Raw genomic sequence first — 16,552 nt, forward strand, 5'->3', positions numbered from 1 at the left:
ACAAGATTCAAGGCTTTTCGGCAAGAGTGATTCATAATTTGATTCTTCACATAGGGCAATAATGCTTTATGCCTCTATGTTATTGTGAATATGGATATTGAAGCGATATCAATTCCTCGTTAGGGTGAATGAACGCCACTTTCAAGTCTGATAGAACATGTAACGAATTCTTATCAGCGGCACTCTGAAATCAATCAATGCTCCCAGACAGTAAGGACTTTTGATGATATTGAAAGCTCTCACGTATATGAGTCAAATTCTGATGGTCCCAGCCATTATTTGCTGTTGGTTTCAAACTTCGTTTGCATCTGAACCCGGTACCACTCAAGTAAAACCACAGAAACCCGGATTTACAATCCCTTACATTGACCTCAATGACCAAGCCCATCGGCAGGTGATCGTCGATCGTGAAGCAGGTCAATATCTGGGACATCCCACCACTGTTTTACTGGAAGACAACAAAACGATGCTCTGTGTCTATCCTAAAGGGCACGGGAAAGGGGGTATTGTTTACAAACGCTCGAATGACGCTGGCAAAACTTGGAGTGAACGTCTCCCGACTCCCGCGTCCTGGGCGACATCCAGAGAAGTTCCTACTCTGCATCGGGTTATTGATGCCAATGGTAAAAAACGAATCATCATGTTTTCCGGTTTATATCCGACACGCATGGCAGTCACAGAAGATGACGGCAAAACCTGGAGCGAGCTCAAACAGGTTGGCGACTGGGGCGGCATCGTCGTCATGGGTTGTGTCGAACTGCTGAAAACAGGCAAAGGCCATTACATCGCTCTGTTTCACGATGATGGGCGATTTATCTCCAAAAATTCCAAACAGGAATCACCGATCGCTTTCACTCTTTATAAAACGATTTCCAAAGACGGTGGTTTGACCTGGTCTGATCCTGATGCAATTCATAAATCCTCCGACTACCATATTTGTGAGCCTGGCATCATTCGTTCCCCAGACGGAAAACAACTCGCTGTTCTATTGAGAGAAAATAGTCGGCGACATAACTCGCAAATCATTTTCTCAGACGATGAAGGTAAAACCTGGACGAAGCCCCGCGATCTTCCCGGTTCCTTGAACGGAGATCGTCATACCGGAAAATACGATCCCATCTCTGGACGACTACTCATATCGTTTCGCAGTAAAACTCCCAAAGGTCACACCGCGCCCACCGAAGGCGACTGGGTGGCCTGGGTGGGAACTTACGATGATCTCGTCAAAGGAAACGAAGGACAGTACCACGTCCGCTTAAAAGATAATACCAAAGGCGCCGACTGTGCCTACCCCGGCGTGGAAGTCCTCCCCGATGGCACTTTCATCGTCACCACCTACGGCCATTGGGACAAAGGCAAAGCGCCTTATATCCGCAGTGTACGTCTCAAACTTTCCGAGCTGGATGAACTGGCGAAAAGTAAGTAATTCTATTTCTGGACTAAGTCGATGCCAGTTCGCCTTCAGACTCTTCGTCAACAATCAGAGTTTGCGCCGTATCGACACCCAGCGAAGCCACGCCGGCAACGAAAAAGGCAATTGCACAGGTAACAAAAGCCATGCTCCAGTAATGATCGTCTTCGCCAATCACCCAGATCATTAGATAGGGAGCGATTGCTGCTCCCAGATTACCCCACATATTTCCCCAACCAAGCACAGACCCTACATGTTTTCCCCCGATATCTTGATTAAAAGCCCACATGGCAGGAGATCCAAAGTCGGTCGAAAAAGCGACCACAGAAAATAAGGCCACTGCTACCCAGGGAGAGACATCAAGAAAACATAACAAGATATAGGCAGCCATGGCAGTGAATCGTGACACGACAATTGGAAGCACACGACTCCAGCGCAAACTGATTCGATTCCGCAGCCAGTCGGTCGCTTTACCACCGGACAGAGTGCCGAACCAACCAACTGCGAGTGCGACAGTGATCATTGTTCCGCGCTCTTTCAAGGGCACTTGATATGTCTCGTCCAAATAACGTGGTAACCAGGTAACAAGAAATAACCAACCGATATTCGTACAAAATTGAGACAAAGAAAGCATCCAGAGACTTCGGTTCTCCACAATCGCTTTCAGGGGAATTCCACCAATCTCTTTTGTATGGTCTTTGTCTTCTTCATTGCGTCCAAATTCAATTGCTTCCAACTCCTGCTCGGAACAGGATGGATGCATCCGTGGATAATCTCGAATGGTCCACCAGAAGAAACCGGCAATGACGATTCCAAACACCCCATAGACCACCATCACGGGGCGCCAGCCTTTGCCCTGAACTTTCCGAAATTCAGTGTAGTATCGAGCCTCCAGTAAGAGCCGGTTCAATCGAGATCTCTCCTCAACATTCAATTCACCAGGAGTAATAATGAGCAATTGTTCTGCTTGCTGATTCAGTTTCAGATCTGCAAAATCGGAAGAGTGATACAGCGTGTCGTTTTGCAAAATGGAATTCAAATTCACTAGAAAGTCGGCTTCAACGGCCGTTCCCGTTTCAGTCTCTTTTTCTGAAGCCGCTGCTTTGAGATACTCTTTACTTTCTGGAGTGAGGTGGTCGTAAATCGTCGTTTCATATTTCTGTTTTTTGTTTAAATTCTCCATAAACTTGACGGCAAATTGCTGTGGTTGCATTAGATCACCGGTAGTCAATTCAGACGACTGAGAAATCGGCACGAACAACACGATCAGAAATGCGGTGAGAATTGGAGCAAGCGCACCGCCTAAACGTCCCCCAACGGCGACCATACTGCTGGCAATGCCTCGTGCGGAAAGTGGCATCCATTTACTGACGATATTCGCACTCGTAGGATAGGCTCCCGCTTGTCCTACCCCAAACCCCAAGCGAAACAGTAACAGCATTATGAAACCGGTCACAAAGCCGGTGAGTGCGGTAAACAGTGACCACATCAAAATATAAAGAGTCAGCATTGTACGCGCGCCAAAACGGTCGCTTAACCAACCGGAAGGCACTTGACAAAATGCATAAGAGACGAAAAACGATCCCAGAATGATCGCAATCTGTTTGTCGCTCAACCCCAACTCATCTTTGATAAAAACCTCTGCGAACGAAATACAAAATCGATCCAGATACAACAAAATCGCCATCAGCATGCAGGCAAAAATCACACGATAACGAACAAAGGATGTAGTTGGTTCGGTGCTGGACATTCGATTCTAGGCTTTCCATCAGAGTCTGTGAGCATTTGGGGAATGCGAAAGTATAACAATAATTTGATATGAAAACGAGCACTAAATTGTTTGAGACTGGCTTCAAATTAGACAGCTTTACGTGATCTAACACCTTGAATGCAGTGATCACGTTTTGGGTTGAGAAGCAAGCATTATGGTGGGAGGAATCTTTTCATTGAACGGCATTGATCAATTTAAGAAACTCGTTAATCGGCATCTCGAATTTGACGAGATCTTCAGAATTCACACGAAAACGTGAAATGGTTTTGATCTGTTCTCTTTGCTCAGGCGGAAAGAGTTCACAGATTTTTAATTCACAAACTGCTTTTGGAGCCTGTCCTGTCAAAACAGACAATTGTTCTAAAATGCTTTCTTTTTGCCCGGCGCGTTCATAGCCACAAAGTGAAATAAAAGAATAAGCAGGCAGCGATTCCTTCTCACGTCGAAGCAAAGATTTCATGGGATTTGCTATTTTTGAGTCCCAAATTGGGGCAACGAGAATAATATGATCATAATCTGAAACCGTGTGCGCAAGCGGTTCAATTTTTGGGTTCCGCTTAAAGAACATATCTAAAATGATCGTCAACATGGTGCGATGTTTCTTTTCAATGATGGGGCAGGTATCGCATTCCATCTGTTTGGCAAGATACTCAGCGAGTAACTGATTGTTTCCAGAATAGGAAAAATAAATTACGAGTGTTTTCATTATTTATGTGCTCGTTTACCAAATCAAATTATCTATGCGAGATTCATGAATTCGAAAAACGTTTTCGCGAATATTTCAGGTTGCTCTACGGTAACTACATGCCCCGCATTCTCAATCACAGCAATGGTAACCTGGGGTGCGGCTTTTTTCACTTTGTTCACCGCAGCATCAATGGAATAAATCCGATCATCCTTGCCAAGAATCAAGAGCGTTGATTCTGGTAGTTTGGACAGATCTTCTTCAGTTACAACGGGAATTGCATTTAAATTTAAACGTTGTGCTTTTGACCGCACCACTTGGTCTTCTAACGCCCATGCGGGAGGTTGAACAGAATTTGGCGACGTAATGTAGCGGTAAAAACTTTTTGTAATTGAGCTAGTCGGAAACAGAGCAGATAATAGGCCTCTTAAAATAAATCCAGTGTTCATTTTCTCTAATGAGGGGGGAGCGACCAGTACCAATTGATCGATGAATTCAGGTGTTCGAATCGCAAATTGAATTGATAAGGTGGCACCCAATGATGTTCCCAACAGATGGGAACGAGAAAGCGACAGTTCGTGAAAGACTTCACCTAACCAGTTTGGATAATCATCCGTTGTATAGGACAACCGGGTGTCATCACTTTTCCCCATTTCGCCAACAATGTCGACCGCATAAATTTTAAAATGCTGCGTCAAAGCAGCAATATTCGGAAACCACATCGTGGAATTTCCTCCACCGCCATGCAGTAATACCAACGGCGGGTTTTGCTTGTCTCCCGATTCAATGACATGCGTAGTGCCAAAGCTCGTTTCAAGGTCGCGCTCCTGAAATGGAACCTCCCAATGTTCCAGCATCAAAGAATACGAATCCATGACCGCTTTTCTTACTTGAGTCGATTTGTACGCCTTGACATTCATTAATAAGCTCAATCTACGAAGTGCAATATAAATTGCCAGTCGCTTTTTTCTTCCGTTGGTTCTGGTAGTCGTTACATGCGATTGATAAGATCATTTAACATCTTTTTAAGCGAAATGAAAGTATTCGACAATGTCTGTTCTTAAGGATAGATGAAGATGAAAACAAACGCCGCCGTTCTCTACGACATGCAGCAACCCACTCCCTATGCCGAATCAAAACCGCTGGTCGTAGAAGAAGTCACGTTATCCAACCCTGGTCTGGGAGAAGTTCTGGTTGAAATGGCCGGCGCGGGTTTATGCCACTCCGATCTGTCTGTGATTGACGGTTCTCGTCCCCGAGTTATGCCAATGGTGATGGGGCATGAAGCCAGCGGCATTGTCCGCGAAGTCGGGCAGGGCGTGCATGATCTTAAGCCAGATGACCATGTCGTCTTTTCCTTCGTTCCATTATGCGGACACTGCATTCCCTGTGCAACGGGGAGGCCCGCGCTCTGTGAGCCGGGGGCTCAAGCCAACCTTGCGGGGACATTGCTTTCCGGTCAAAGGCATTTTCAAAATCAATCCGAATTAGAACTCAATCATCATCTCGGCGTTTCCGCTTTTTCCGAGTATACGGTCGTTGCACAAGAATCATTGATTAAAATCGATTCCCAGCTTCCTTTGAGTACGGCGGCCTTGTTTGGTTGTGCCGTCATGACCGGTGTCGGAGCCGTCGTTAACACAGCAAGAGTAGAACCGGGATCAAGTGTGGCAGTCTTCGGTCTGGGCGGGGTTGGATTGAGCACCATCATGGGGGCTCGCGCTGCCGGCGCAGAAACGATTTTCGCCATCGATCTACTCCCGGATAAGTTGGATCTGGCCCAAAAAGTTGGTGCCACACATTCAATCAATGCCCGTGAAGAAGACCCGGTCACAAAAATCAAAGACATGCAAAACGGGGTCGACTACTCCTTCGAAAGCGTGGGCAACGAGCAAGTTCTGCAGCAAGCCTATGCTGCCACGAAACGCGGCGGCACAACGATTACAATCGGGCTTCCGCATCCTAACAAGATGTTCTCTGTTCCCGCCGTCAGCCTGGTTGCGGAAGAACGTACGATCAAAGGTTCTTACATGGGTTCCGCTGTCCCCCGACGTGACCTGCCACGTTTTATCGCCATGTATCAGGCGGGCCTGTTACCCGTGGATCTACTTCTGTCACGCACGATCCAACTGGACGAGATCAACGAAGCTTTCGACGATCTCGCCACAGGGGCCGCTGTTCGACAAGTCGTGACGTTTGAGAAATGAACAACTCCGATTCACAAGATTTCAATGAGTAGTATAAGCGGGTTTGACGAGTCCCCAAACTACATCTGCCATATTCTGATGTCCCGCCTCTGAAAGATGAATCGAATCCAACGTCGATTCGCCCCCAGCAAGAATCGACAGAAATATCCTTTTGGGAACGAGAGCAACATCATATTTCTGCGCCAGATTCCGCTGAGTACGACCGTATTCATGGTAGAACGGAGGTAGCGGCAATTCCAGCATGATTAATTGCCGATCCGGTGCTGCTAGCTCAGTCAGCAATGCCTCCAGATTTTTCACAAATTGCTCAGTGGTCGTCGATCCCAGAATATCATTTCCACCAATTTCTAATAAAACGATTGAAGGATCAACAGGTTCTTTCTGAACTCGTTTCAGTGCTGTCGAAACAGTATCCCCTACGTGCGAAATATCTTGCACTTGTAAATCATGCTCGCGTGCCAAAATCCGTGGCCATGTTTCTATTTTATCGTTTCCCAAACCCGAAGTTACGGAGTCCCCGATCACTGTCATTGATCGAGAAGCGACCGGCTTCAGCGTCGGCGTCAGGTGATAAGGCGCTTCCAACCCAATTGCGATTGCCCACACACCGATCACAGCATAAGCCGACCAGCGCCGCCATTTCTTGACAAAACAGGAACTTATCCAGACTAGCGTGATCACTCCCGCGCACCCATAGAACCAGTAAGGCAGGGGCGTTGATGAAACGACAATCGCAATCATGCCAAGCAAAAAGACCAATACCATCACACGCTTTACAACGCGACTCTCACACGTGGATAAACACGCCGCCAGCATCACAAACACGGCCCCTGTAAAAAACGCCTGTCCTGAGACGAGATGAAAGACAATCGGATTCATATGATGTTGAAGAGAATTATATTAATTACGACATAGTAACATGTAAGGAGATCACTCAAATTCCAAAATATTATTGACGATCAGGGAAGAAAAAAGATGAGGTTCACACTTCAGTAACTGCTTGATGTGTATCTGCTTCACGTCGCTTATTTCGATATCTGCCAATCATAATTCCAGCAAATGGTCCAATGACAAATGATGCCGGGATACCATAAACCCGTGCTGCGTCGATAAAAGATCTTTCTGCTACCTTAAGCATATTAAAAGGCTGTTCATTGTTGATTGCTGCTCCAATGAGAGCAACCGCAACGACGATCGCGAGACATCCTACTAAACCATAAATAGCATGCCGCATCCAACGACCGTAAGACGCCGATGCCACGAAAGGTCCCACAACAGAAAAAACAAGCACGAAACTAAGGATGACCGCAGTGTTGTATCTCCCATCCGCATTTTCATAGAGAATAGGATGAGTGTAGTCAGCTCGTTGAATTACATTTTGGGAAGTAAGCACACAAATATAAAAGCCCAACAGCAAGCCAGAAAACGCGCCTACACAAACTCCTTTGAGAATGGTACCAACCGACTGAACCATTATTGAACTGCCTTTCTTAATAGGCATTTGGCTGTTTACTATCCATGATGAAAATAAATGCACAGACCATTGTTAATTAGTTAACCAGTTGATTCTAATACAAATTGAATGTCTTAACCAGAAAAATGTATTCCAGCTCGTCTCAAAAACATACAATAGAACAATAAATATAATACTACAACGTACTCAGTTATAAGGACAAAAGCATGCGAATAAGTATGATCTGTTTAACATGTTTTTCTTTGTCTGTTTTGTTATTCTTCGGAACTGCAACGGCTTTTGGCGAAAATAGTCCCTCGCAGGCAAAAGGTAATTACGTCACATGGCCCTGGCAGGTTGCCGTTAACCAATCAAGTACCCCCGAAATTCAGGCGGCAGCATCTCGTTTGTCAAAGTCCCTCAAAAGTAAATGGGGAAGCATATACAAGGCGAACAAAAACCCCGGATGCTGCCTTTGGATCGAAGTTGGCACATGGACTCCCAATCCGGGGGAACCAGGATACCTCATCGTGATTCAACCAGGAGGAGCACTATTGATGTCAACCAATACCAAACAGCTCAATCTTGCCATTGATAGACTCACCAAAATAAAACGTATTCAAGGCGAGAACACAATGCTTCCTGTGGGAGTCATTACTAGTTATCCGGTTATCAGCGAGAAGTAGTTGTTGAACCACCTTTGAATTGTACTTACCCTATTTTAATGACGAACACGTACTACTAAAGCCAATCCGTTTGAGCTAAATTGTCGTCTCTTTTATTTCAGGAGAGTGCAGACGTGCGAATTCGAAACGATCCCACTGTCAGTGTTATCTTATTAGGCCTGATACTCGCCTGCATTTGCGGCAGCACCTCACTCAGTCAAGAAAAACAAAACCCACCTTCGGTTCAATTCTCTGAGCATCTCATTGCCGATAATTATGCTTACGCTTATGGAATCGCCGCAGCGGATTATGATCAAGATGGCGATCTCGATTTATCGAGCGCCGACTACACGCCTCACAATAAACTTTACTTGTTTGAAAATGACGGCAAGGGAATCTTTAAAAAGCACATCATTCAGAAAGACGATCCGGAAAGACTGGAACGCCACTTAGTCGGCGATGTCGACAATGACGGCGATTTAGATATTGTGATCGTCAAAAATCTGCGCGGACACCTGATCTGGTTCGAAAACAGTGGCTCTCCGAATAACGACCAGTTATGGAAACGACACATCATTACGACCAACTTACCGGGCGCCTATGATGTGGCCTTGGCCGACTTCAATCATGATGGTCATCTGGATGTGGCCGCTTCGAGTTGGAGGCTGGGAAACCAGTTTGCCTGGTTCGAAAATAGTGGAAAACCCAAAAGTGGTGCATGGAAAAAACACCTCATTGAAGAAAATGTTAGCGAAACCCGCACGATGCGCGTTGCCGACTTTGATGGCGATGGTGATCCCGACCTGCTGGGAACGATTCGTGGGATGGATCAAGTGGTCTGGTATGAAAACCAAAAAAGTACTACGGGCATAAAATGGTCAAAACACATGATCGACGATCAATCGCGTTGCCCCACACATGGAAACCCCGTTGATATGGACGGCGATGGAGATCTGGATGTGGTCATGGCACTCGGTTTTTACTTCAGACCAGGCTCGAAAGACAAGACAAGTTCGCAGCGCCGGGAAGATAACGAGATCGTCTGGTATGAGAACGACAATCCAAGCAAAGATGGCTGGAAGAAACATGTCGTGCAAGAAAAGTTTGACGATGCATTCGAAGCCATCGCTGCAGACCTGGATGCGGATGGTGATATTGATATCGTGGCTACAACCTGGCGCAATCCTGGGCGCGTGGCCTGGTTTGAAAATTCAGGTGACCCCCTTCAGAAGTGGAAAAAGCATCTCTTGAAAGACAATTGGCGCAGTGCCAATCAAGTCATCATTGCTGACATGAATGGAGACGGAAAGCCAGATATTATTGCCTGTGCAGAACGGGGCAGTGTGGAAGTTCGCTGGTGGAAAAACGAAGGACGACCCCAAAAACAGCAATAATCAGGCACTTTCAATCTCCATATCAGGCTGCCAAAACTTGGGGAACAGCGGATTTATTCCAATAATTAGGTGACAAAGGCACCGCTATTTGCTAATATTTAAACTATCTTAAATATTAGCCGAGATCCAACCTGCATCCCTCCATTCCGTTAAGAGCTGACCTATGTTTGATACGGTACGTAAACCACGCCTGCTGAGTCTGTTCTGCATTTCGTCCCTCATCATTGCGGGGTTTAGTTTCTCTGCAAAATTGAGTTGGGCAGAACCAAATAAAAAACAACAGACGAAACGTATTAAATTTAACCGCGATATCCGTCCGATTCTTTCCGATAAATGTCTGCATTGCCATGGCCCCGATGCATCAACTCGCGAGGCCGAACTTCGTTTAGATGATCAACGCGATGTACTGAAACCTCGTGATGATTATCACATTATTGACCTCAAGCAGCCTCAGCAGAGTGAATTACTCAAACGTATTCTGTCATCGGACTCAGCGGACAAAATGCCACCGGAAGATTCCGGAAAAGAACTTTCGCAACAGGAAATGGAGCTCATTCAACGTTGGATCGAGCAGGGAGCCCCTTATCAGAAGCACTGGTCATTCATTGCACCAAGTCGCCCTGAACTCCCTACGGTCAAAAACCAAGGCTGGGCTCGAAAGCCAATGGACCATTTTATTCTTGCGCGTTTGGAACAGGAAAAGTTGTCTCCCAATCCCCGCGCATCAAAAACGACGCTTTGTCGGCGTCTCTTTCTGGACCTGACTGGCTTGCCTCCGACATTAAAAGAACTCGATACGTTTCTCAACGACGATTCCCCGAATGCAACGGAAAAACTCGTCGATCGATTACTCAAATCTCCCCATTATGGCGAGCACATGGCCCGTTATTGGTTGGATGCAGCTCGCTATGCAGATACCAGTGGCTACTTCACCGATGAAGAATGGTACATGTGGCACTGGCGCGACTGGGTGATCAATGCCTTCAATCAGAATATGCCGTTTGATCAATTCACAGTGGAACAACTGGCGGGTGACTTGTTACCCAAACCATCGCTCAGCCAAATGATCGCGACCGGCTTCAATCGCAATCACATGACGACTCGCGAAACGGGAGTCATCGATGAAGAATACCGTGTCGAATACGTGGTTGATCGGCTCGATGCGACTTCGACCGTCTGGATGGGACTCACCATGGGTTGTGCCCGCTGCCACGACCATAAGTTTGATCCGATTTCGCAAAGAGAATTCTATCAATTCTTTGCGTTTTTCAATAACAGCCCGGAAAGAGGGAATACAGGCACTGCCGGTAATGCCGTGCCATTGATTCAAGTTCCGGACCCCGAAATACAGAAGCGGATAGAACAGCATAAAAAACAGATTGCGGTACTCGAAAAACAACATCAACAGCGCAAACAGGAATTGAATCAAAAACAGGCAAAGTGGGAACAAACGATTTTAACTAACCTCACTCCACCGTCAGATGATGGCTTGCTCCACCATTTTCCTCTGGATGAATTCAAACAGAATAAAAACAATTCCGATACCAGTGTTAAATCTGTTGGTAAGCCCCAGTCAGTCGCTGGCGTCAAAGGCAAAGCGGTAAAATTTGACGGCGGATCACTTCTCGAAATCGATGCACCACTCACAATTGAGCGCGACACTCCATTTTCGGTGGCCGCCTGGATCAAACCATCTTCGGGTGGACCCATTTGTATTCTTTCCAAAAATGATGATCGAAATCATTTAAGGGGTTTCGACATCATGTTACGTAAAGGTAAATTGGGGGTCCATTTCATCAACAAATGGAATTCCAACGCCATTCAAGTCGTGACAACCAACTCCATCAGCACCGGTCGCTGGCAGCATCTGCTTGTGACATACGATGGTTCTTCGAAAGCCAAGGGCGTCCGCATTTACCTGAATGGTGAAGCACAACAAACGAAAGCTCCCTTTGATCGTCTGACCGGCAGTATCGCGACTAGTGAACCGTTACGCATTGGACGTCGCAGCACAAGTGCCTTCTATAAGGGATTTGTGGATGATGTGCGCATTTATGGTCGAACGTTAACCGCTGCCGAAGCAAATCAACTCGCCACCTACCAGTTTCTGAACAGCACCGTCACAGTACCGGCCAAAAAACGAACTGCAAGGCAGAAAGAGGACTTACATGCGTTTTTCCTCAAGACGGCTGCTTCAGACGAATCGCGGAAAGCGGAACAACAACTCAAAAGCATGCGTCGAAAACTGACCTCACTACAAAAAAACATGCCCACGACAATGGTGATGCAGGAAAACAAAAAGAAACGCGACACCTTCATTTTGGTACGTGGCGTCTATAATGCACACGGTGAAAAAGTAACCGCCAACGTTCCCGCCGCATTGCCTGAATTCAAATCAAGCCTGCCATCGAATCGACTGGGACTGGCAAAATGGCTGACAAGTCCAAAGCATCCGCTTACAGCGCGTGTTTTTGTGAATCGTGTCTGGCAGCAACTTTTTAGTACCGGTTTAGTCAAGACAGTCGAAGACTTTGGCTCGCAGGGAGAATGGCCCAGCCATCCGGAACTACTTGACTGGTTGGCGGTTGACTTTCAGGAAAACGGCTGGGATGTCAAACGTCTCGTCAAACAGATTGTGCTCTCAGCCACCTATCAACAATCGTCACATGTGACCGACGTGCTCTACGAACATGATCCCGAAAACCGACTACTGGCCCGTGGTCCCCGATTTCGATTGGACGCGGAAACCGTCCGCGACAACGCACTCAAAATCAGTGGTTTACTCAGTCCGAAGCAGGGGGGGCCGAGCGTGAAACCGTATCAGCCAGCCGGGCTTTGGGAGGCGGTTTCCTATGATGGAGAATTGAAGTACAAGCAAGACAAAGGTGACGCCTTGTATCGCAGAAGCATGTATACATACTGGAAACGTCAAAGTCCGCCTCCTGCTTTAATGGCCTTTGATGCACCCACGCGTGAAACCTGTACGGTTCGTCGTCCTCGCACGAATACACCGCTGCAGGCACTGGTGCTGCTCAATGATCCAACTTATGTAGAAGCGGCTCGCATCTTGGCAGAAAAGACATTAAAGCAACACGACTCCCAGGCGGCTCGAGTTCAATTTGCATTTCGGTCAGCCACCAGTCGTCCGCCAAGCCAACAGGAACAACAAATATTAACTACCATTCTGAATCAACAACGGCAGGTCTTTAAGAAGAATCAACCTGCCGCCTTAAAATTAATTGGCGTTGGAGAAGCTCCCGTTGACAAAACGGTTTCCCCTACTGAATTGGCTGCCTGGACAATCTTGACCAGCACGATCTTCAATATGGATGAAACGGTTACCAAAAATTAATCCGCGACAAGACAAATGAATCAGGAAGTCGTCATGCACATTGACCATGCAGAACTACAACAGGAACTCACACGACGCCATTTCTTTCGTCGCAATGCGACAGGAATTGGAGCCGCTGCCCTCGGTTCACTCTTGAATCCCGCGTTGTTCGCCAATGAATCAAAGTCGAACCCAGGTGAGTTAGAAGGTCCCCATTTTCCCGCCAAAGCGAAACGTGTCATCTATCTCTTCATGCACGGCGGTCCATCCCAGATGGAAATGTTCGACTATAAACCGCGTTTGAAAGACCTTAATACCTCACCGCTCCCCGATTCCGTTCGAGGCAACCAACGTCTGACCGGCATGACATCGGGACAGAAATCATTTCCGATTGCGGCTCCGAATCAATTCAAATTCAAACAACATGGCGAAAGTGGCACCTGGGTCAGCGATGCCTTACCGCATTTTTCGAAAGTCGTCGATGATGTTTGTGTGATTAAATCGATGCATACCGAAGCCATCAATCATGATCCCGCGGTCACACTGATGCAAACCGGCCATCAACAACCGGGACGCCCCAGCTTTGGCGCCTGGTCGAGTTATGGCTTAGGCAGCGAGAATCAAAACTTGCCCTCTTTTGTCGTGCTCATCTCCCGTGGCAGTGCCTCACGTCCCGCGGACCCTTTGTATGCTCGCTTGTGGGGTACCGGTTTTTTGCCCTCAAATCATCAGGGAGTCAACTTTCGACAAAGCGGCGATCCCGTGCTCTACCTTTCCAATCCTCCCGGAATTGATGCCGCGAGTAGACGCCGCATGCTGGATGGACTGTCGAAACTTAATCAACGCCAGTTCGAAGAATACCGCGACCCCGAAATACGGACTAGAATTGCCCAATACGAGATGGCTTATCGGATGCAGACTTCCGTACCCGACCTGATTGACCTTTCTGAAGAGACAGACCAGACTTTCAAGGCGTATGGAGAAGAATCCCGCAAACCGGGGACTTACGCCGCCAATTGCTTATTAGCCCGCAAAATGGCAGAGCGGGGTGTACGGTTCATTCAACTCTATCATCGTGGCTGGGATCAACATTACAATCTACCCAGTGATATCCGACTCCAGTGTGGCGACATTGATCAGCCCACCAGCGCGTTGATCACAGACTTAAAACAACGTGGCTTGCTCGATGACACTCTAATCGTCTGGGGTGGCGAATTCGGCCGCACAATTTACAGTCAGGGAAAACTGACATCCACCGATTACGGGCGGGATCATCATGGCCGCTGCTTCTCCATGTGGATGGCAGGTGGCGGCATCAAGCCCGGTATCTCTTATGGTGAAACCGATGATTTCTGTTACAACGTCGCCAAAGACCCCGTCCACGTTCACGATCTCAATGCGACGATGTTACACTGCCTGGGATTCAACCACGAACGCCTCATCTACAAACACCAGGGCCGCGACTATCGTTTGACTGATGTGCACGGCACTGTGCTCGACAAGATCCTGGTATGACCAGAACGACATTCAATTCAAAATCAGTTAAAAGATTAGATGTCGTGTGTCACTGATGATTTATCATCAGTGGTGACAAACTTACCGATTATGAACCCTCGCCAATCAATGGAACGCGTGAGAGAGTGATCCGTCTTTGGTTTTGTAATTCACGATGTTCATCTGCGGTTGGTTTCCTGCTTTGCAGTATAATACGAGGGCGCATCTTTTATGAGGGTGTCTTTCAGGCGGAGGGCCATGTGCGGTTTTTACCTGAGATATTTCTTACGCTGCTTTTCCCCGTGCTGTTTATTCTGGATTGTATAAGTGTTGTCTCGTTAATAGGGAGCAGGCTGTGGTTGTAGTCTATTGGATTTTGGTTGACTCAGTATTTTTCTTGATTGCATCACGATCTCGGAAAGCAGATTTGCGCAGTTTTGTCTCGGGTATGGTAAAACGACATGTTTTAGCTCTCTGTTTTTTGTTGAAAATGATCCGAAACGGGGTTCTCCATACTGCACACCCTGAAGTGGTTTTGGTGTCGGTCTCTGAAATTCGTCTCTTTTCAGGGGTTTTTATAGTGCTGAAAATTGCAGGGGGGCAGAAATTCACCCGCAAAATTTCACTGCCTCGCGCGCGCGACGCAGAAATTAAGAGTTTCGAAAACGGGAGCCACCCGTCAATGTGAATATCGACATTTTTTTTCAAGAGTGGAGGGCAGATGAGCCCGATGACCACTTGCTGATCACTGCAGAAATGCGCACGAGTGAATTCGGTTTCCTGACCAACGCTTTACGGATGCGTTACTTCGTAGTCCAGCTCATCAGTTTACATTGTCGCCAATATCATATAAAATGCCCAAATGTAATTAATACTGAGGGGCACTATGCAGATTTTGACACTGACGAACTACATTAAAGAGGATTTGATTTCCCGGCTTTCACGCGAGGAATTGCCACCGGAATCGCTAACGCTGGCTGGGCTCTCCGGTCATTATCAAGTCAGCGTCACACCAATCTACCACGCCGTGAATGAGTTAATCGAAGAAGGTTATCTTTATCGAGAGAAAAATCGGCGTTTGTGTGTCAACAAAGAGAAAATCGGAACCGCACAAACTGCAGCAGGAACACCGCGACCGATTCCTCCTGAAGATCAATTCAAGCGGATTTCTGAAGATCTATTACAGATGAGCCTGAAAGGGGAATCGCTTTATCTCCGCGAAGCGGCATCTGCCCAAAAATATGGAATCAGTCGTACAACCTTACGTAATGTTTTCAATCGGCTGGCGGGAGATGGGGTACTCGAACATGTTCCGCGTCGCGGCTGGAAGTTGCGGCCTTTCAACCAGCATGACCTGGATGCATTTCTTGACGTACGGGTGGTATTAGAATTAAAAGCGCTTGAACTGTCGAAAGAAACCCTTGACAAGCAAGTCTTACAAAAGATCCTGGAAAGGAACTGCGTACCTCAATCTGATGAAGAGCCATTGCAGATTGATAACAGTCTGCACGAATATTTGATTAAACAATCAGACAATTATTACATCATCAACTTCTTTGATCGGCATGGTCGCTATTTCGACCTGCTCTTTCTGTGGGAATCGAATGATCGTGAAGCTGCGATTCAGGAGATCCAGCAGCATCAGCGAATTCTTAACGCACTAATAGAGGAAGATTGGATTACCGCTCGATCTGAACTGGAATTCCACTTGCGCAGTAATCATCCGGTTTTGTCACAATTGAAACCCAAAAACAACTAATCTTCCTCTTTTTGATGCGATGCCGTTATGCTGCTGCTAATGCCACCGCGCGGAGTAAAGTCGGCTCGTAGTTCAATCCAGCGAGGATCGGTCACAGCAATCAAGTCGTCAAGAATACGATTCGTCACATCTTCATAAAAAGCACCAACATTACGATAGCTTTGCAGATAGAGCTTTAATGACTTGAGTTCAAAGCAGACTTGATCCGGAATATAAGAAATGATCAATGTTCCAAAGTCAGGCTGGCCTGTTTTAGGGCACATCGATGTGAATTCGGGACAAACCGTTTCCATCACGTAATCACGATTCGGATAAGGGTTTTCGAATGTTTCCAGAAGATGACGAAAAGATTCTGTTTCGCTCATGATGAATTTTCTGTAGT

General features: G+C 46.8%; 13 protein-coding genes. 7 read left to right on the plus strand and 6 right to left on the minus strand.

The genetic code is table 11. From position 1 onward, the window contains the following. The first annotated feature begins 223 nt into the window (after positions 1-223). Positions 224-1,426: a sialidase family protein gene (locus tag V144x_RS14665; RefSeq protein WP_197998431.1), complete on the plus strand. Its 1,203-nt coding sequence runs from the start codon at positions 224-226 to the stop codon at positions 1,424-1,426. Positions 1,427-1,439: 13 nt separating this feature from the next. Here V144x_RS14665 and V144x_RS14670 read toward each other — a convergent pair whose 3' ends face one another. From V144x_RS14670 to V144x_RS14680, 3 genes are all read right to left on the minus strand, one after another. Next, entirely contained in the window at positions 1,440-3,161 is a 1,722-nt protein-coding gene (locus tag V144x_RS14670; protein ID WP_144985890.1) for an MFS transporter, read from the minus strand. 193 nt (positions 3,162-3,354) lie between these two features. Continuing rightward, positions 3,355-3,888, minus strand: coding sequence for a flavodoxin family protein (locus tag V144x_RS14675; RefSeq protein ID WP_144985891.1), 534 nt, complete (start codon positions 3,886-3,888; stop codon positions 3,355-3,357). 32 nt (positions 3,889-3,920) lie between these two features. Further along, on the minus strand, positions 3,921-4,742 hold the full coding sequence (locus tag V144x_RS14680; RefSeq protein WP_197998432.1) for an alpha/beta fold hydrolase: 822 nt from the start codon (positions 4,740-4,742) through the stop codon (positions 3,921-3,923). A 201-nt stretch (positions 4,743-4,943) separates the two neighbouring features. Here V144x_RS14680 and V144x_RS14685 point away from each other — a divergent pair, with 201 nt between their 5' ends. Further along, on the plus strand, positions 4,944-6,074 hold the full coding sequence (locus tag V144x_RS14685; protein WP_144985893.1) for a zinc-dependent alcohol dehydrogenase family protein: 1,131 nt from the start codon (positions 4,944-4,946) through the stop codon (positions 6,072-6,074). 21 nt (positions 6,075-6,095) lie between these two features. Here V144x_RS14685 and V144x_RS14690 read toward each other — a convergent pair whose 3' ends face one another. Beyond that, complete coding sequence (locus tag V144x_RS14690; protein WP_144985894.1) at positions 6,096-6,953, minus strand: SGNH/GDSL hydrolase family protein; 858 nt, start codon at positions 6,951-6,953, stop codon at positions 6,096-6,098. 103 nt (positions 6,954-7,056) lie between these two features. Then, positions 7,057-7,548 (minus strand): hypothetical protein, encoded by a 492-nt coding sequence (locus V144x_RS14695; protein ID WP_144985895.1) that lies wholly within the window; start codon positions 7,546-7,548, stop codon positions 7,057-7,059. Positions 7,549-7,754: 206 nt separating this feature from the next. Between V144x_RS14695 and V144x_RS14700 the strand changes: the two genes are divergently transcribed. The 5 genes from V144x_RS14700 (at position 7,755) to V144x_RS14720 (ending at position 16,170) form a co-directional block, all read left to right on the plus strand. Beyond that, positions 7,755-8,213, plus strand: coding sequence for a hypothetical protein (locus V144x_RS14700; protein ID WP_144985896.1), 459 nt, complete (start codon positions 7,755-7,757; stop codon positions 8,211-8,213). 113 nt (positions 8,214-8,326) lie between these two features. After that, positions 8,327-9,586 (plus strand): FG-GAP repeat domain-containing protein, encoded by a 1,260-nt coding sequence (locus V144x_RS14705; RefSeq protein WP_197998433.1) that lies wholly within the window; start codon positions 8,327-8,329, stop codon positions 9,584-9,586. 163 nt (positions 9,587-9,749) lie between these two features. Continuing rightward, a complete protein-coding gene (locus V144x_RS14710) occupies positions 9,750-12,938 on the plus strand; it encodes a DUF1553 domain-containing protein (RefSeq protein ID WP_144985898.1) in 3,189 nt (1,062 codons plus the stop codon). Positions 12,939-12,971: 33 nt separating this feature from the next. After that, positions 12,972-14,432 (plus strand): DUF1501 domain-containing protein, encoded by a 1,461-nt coding sequence (locus V144x_RS14715; RefSeq protein ID WP_144985899.1) that lies wholly within the window; start codon positions 12,972-12,974, stop codon positions 14,430-14,432. Positions 14,433-15,297: 865 nt separating this feature from the next. Next, positions 15,298-16,170, plus strand: coding sequence for a GntR family transcriptional regulator (locus V144x_RS14720; protein WP_232102530.1), 873 nt, complete (start codon positions 15,298-15,300; stop codon positions 16,168-16,170). Here the strand turns inward: V144x_RS14720 and queF are convergent. Further along, positions 16,167-16,535: a preQ(1) synthase gene (gene queF, locus V144x_RS14725; protein WP_144985900.1), complete on the minus strand. Its 369-nt coding sequence runs from the start codon at positions 16,533-16,535 to the stop codon at positions 16,167-16,169. The genes V144x_RS14720 and queF overlap by 4 nt on opposite strands. Positions 16,536-16,552 lie beyond the last annotated feature (17 nt).

The organism is Gimesia aquarii, from assembly GCF_007748195.1.
GTDB classification, from domain to species: Bacteria; Planctomycetota; Planctomycetia; order Planctomycetales; family Planctomycetaceae; genus Gimesia; species Gimesia aquarii.

Bases quoted from the DNA above. Each gene is read 5' to 3' on its own strand.
- V144x_RS14665 (WP_197998431.1), top strand. From the start codon at position 224: ATGATATTGAAAGCTCTCACGTATATGAGTCAAATTCTGATGGTCCCA.
- V144x_RS14715 (WP_144985899.1), top strand. From the start codon at position 12,972: ATGCACATTGACCATGCAGAACTACAACAGGAACTCACACGACGCCAT.
- V144x_RS14695 (WP_144985895.1), bottom strand. From the start codon at position 7,548: ATGGTTCAGTCGGTTGGTACCATTCTCAAAGGAGTTTGTGTAGGCGCG.
- queF (WP_144985900.1), bottom strand. From the start codon at position 16,535: ATGAGCGAAACAGAATCTTTTCGTCATCTTCTGGAAACATTCGAAAAC.
- V144x_RS14685 (WP_144985893.1), top strand. From the start codon at position 4,944: ATGAAAACAAACGCCGCCGTTCTCTACGACATGCAGCAACCCACTCCC.
- V144x_RS14690 (WP_144985894.1), bottom strand. From the start codon at position 6,953: ATGAATCCGATTGTCTTTCATCTCGTCTCAGGACAGGCGTTTTTTACA.
- V144x_RS14670 (WP_144985890.1), bottom strand. From the start codon at position 3,161: ATGTCCAGCACCGAACCAACTACATCCTTTGTTCGTTATCGTGTGATT.
- V144x_RS14680 (WP_197998432.1), bottom strand. From the start codon at position 4,742: ATGGATTCGTATTCTTTGATGCTGGAACATTGGGAGGTTCCATTTCAG.
- V144x_RS14675 (WP_144985891.1), bottom strand. From the start codon at position 3,888: ATGAAAACACTCGTAATTTATTTTTCCTATTCTGGAAACAATCAGTTA.
- V144x_RS14710 (WP_144985898.1), top strand. From the start codon at position 9,750: ATGTTTGATACGGTACGTAAACCACGCCTGCTGAGTCTGTTCTGCATT.
- V144x_RS14700 (WP_144985896.1), top strand. From the start codon at position 7,755: ATGCGAATAAGTATGATCTGTTTAACATGTTTTTCTTTGTCTGTTTTG.
- V144x_RS14720 (WP_232102530.1), top strand. From the start codon at position 15,298: ATGCAGATTTTGACACTGACGAACTACATTAAAGAGGATTTGATTTCC.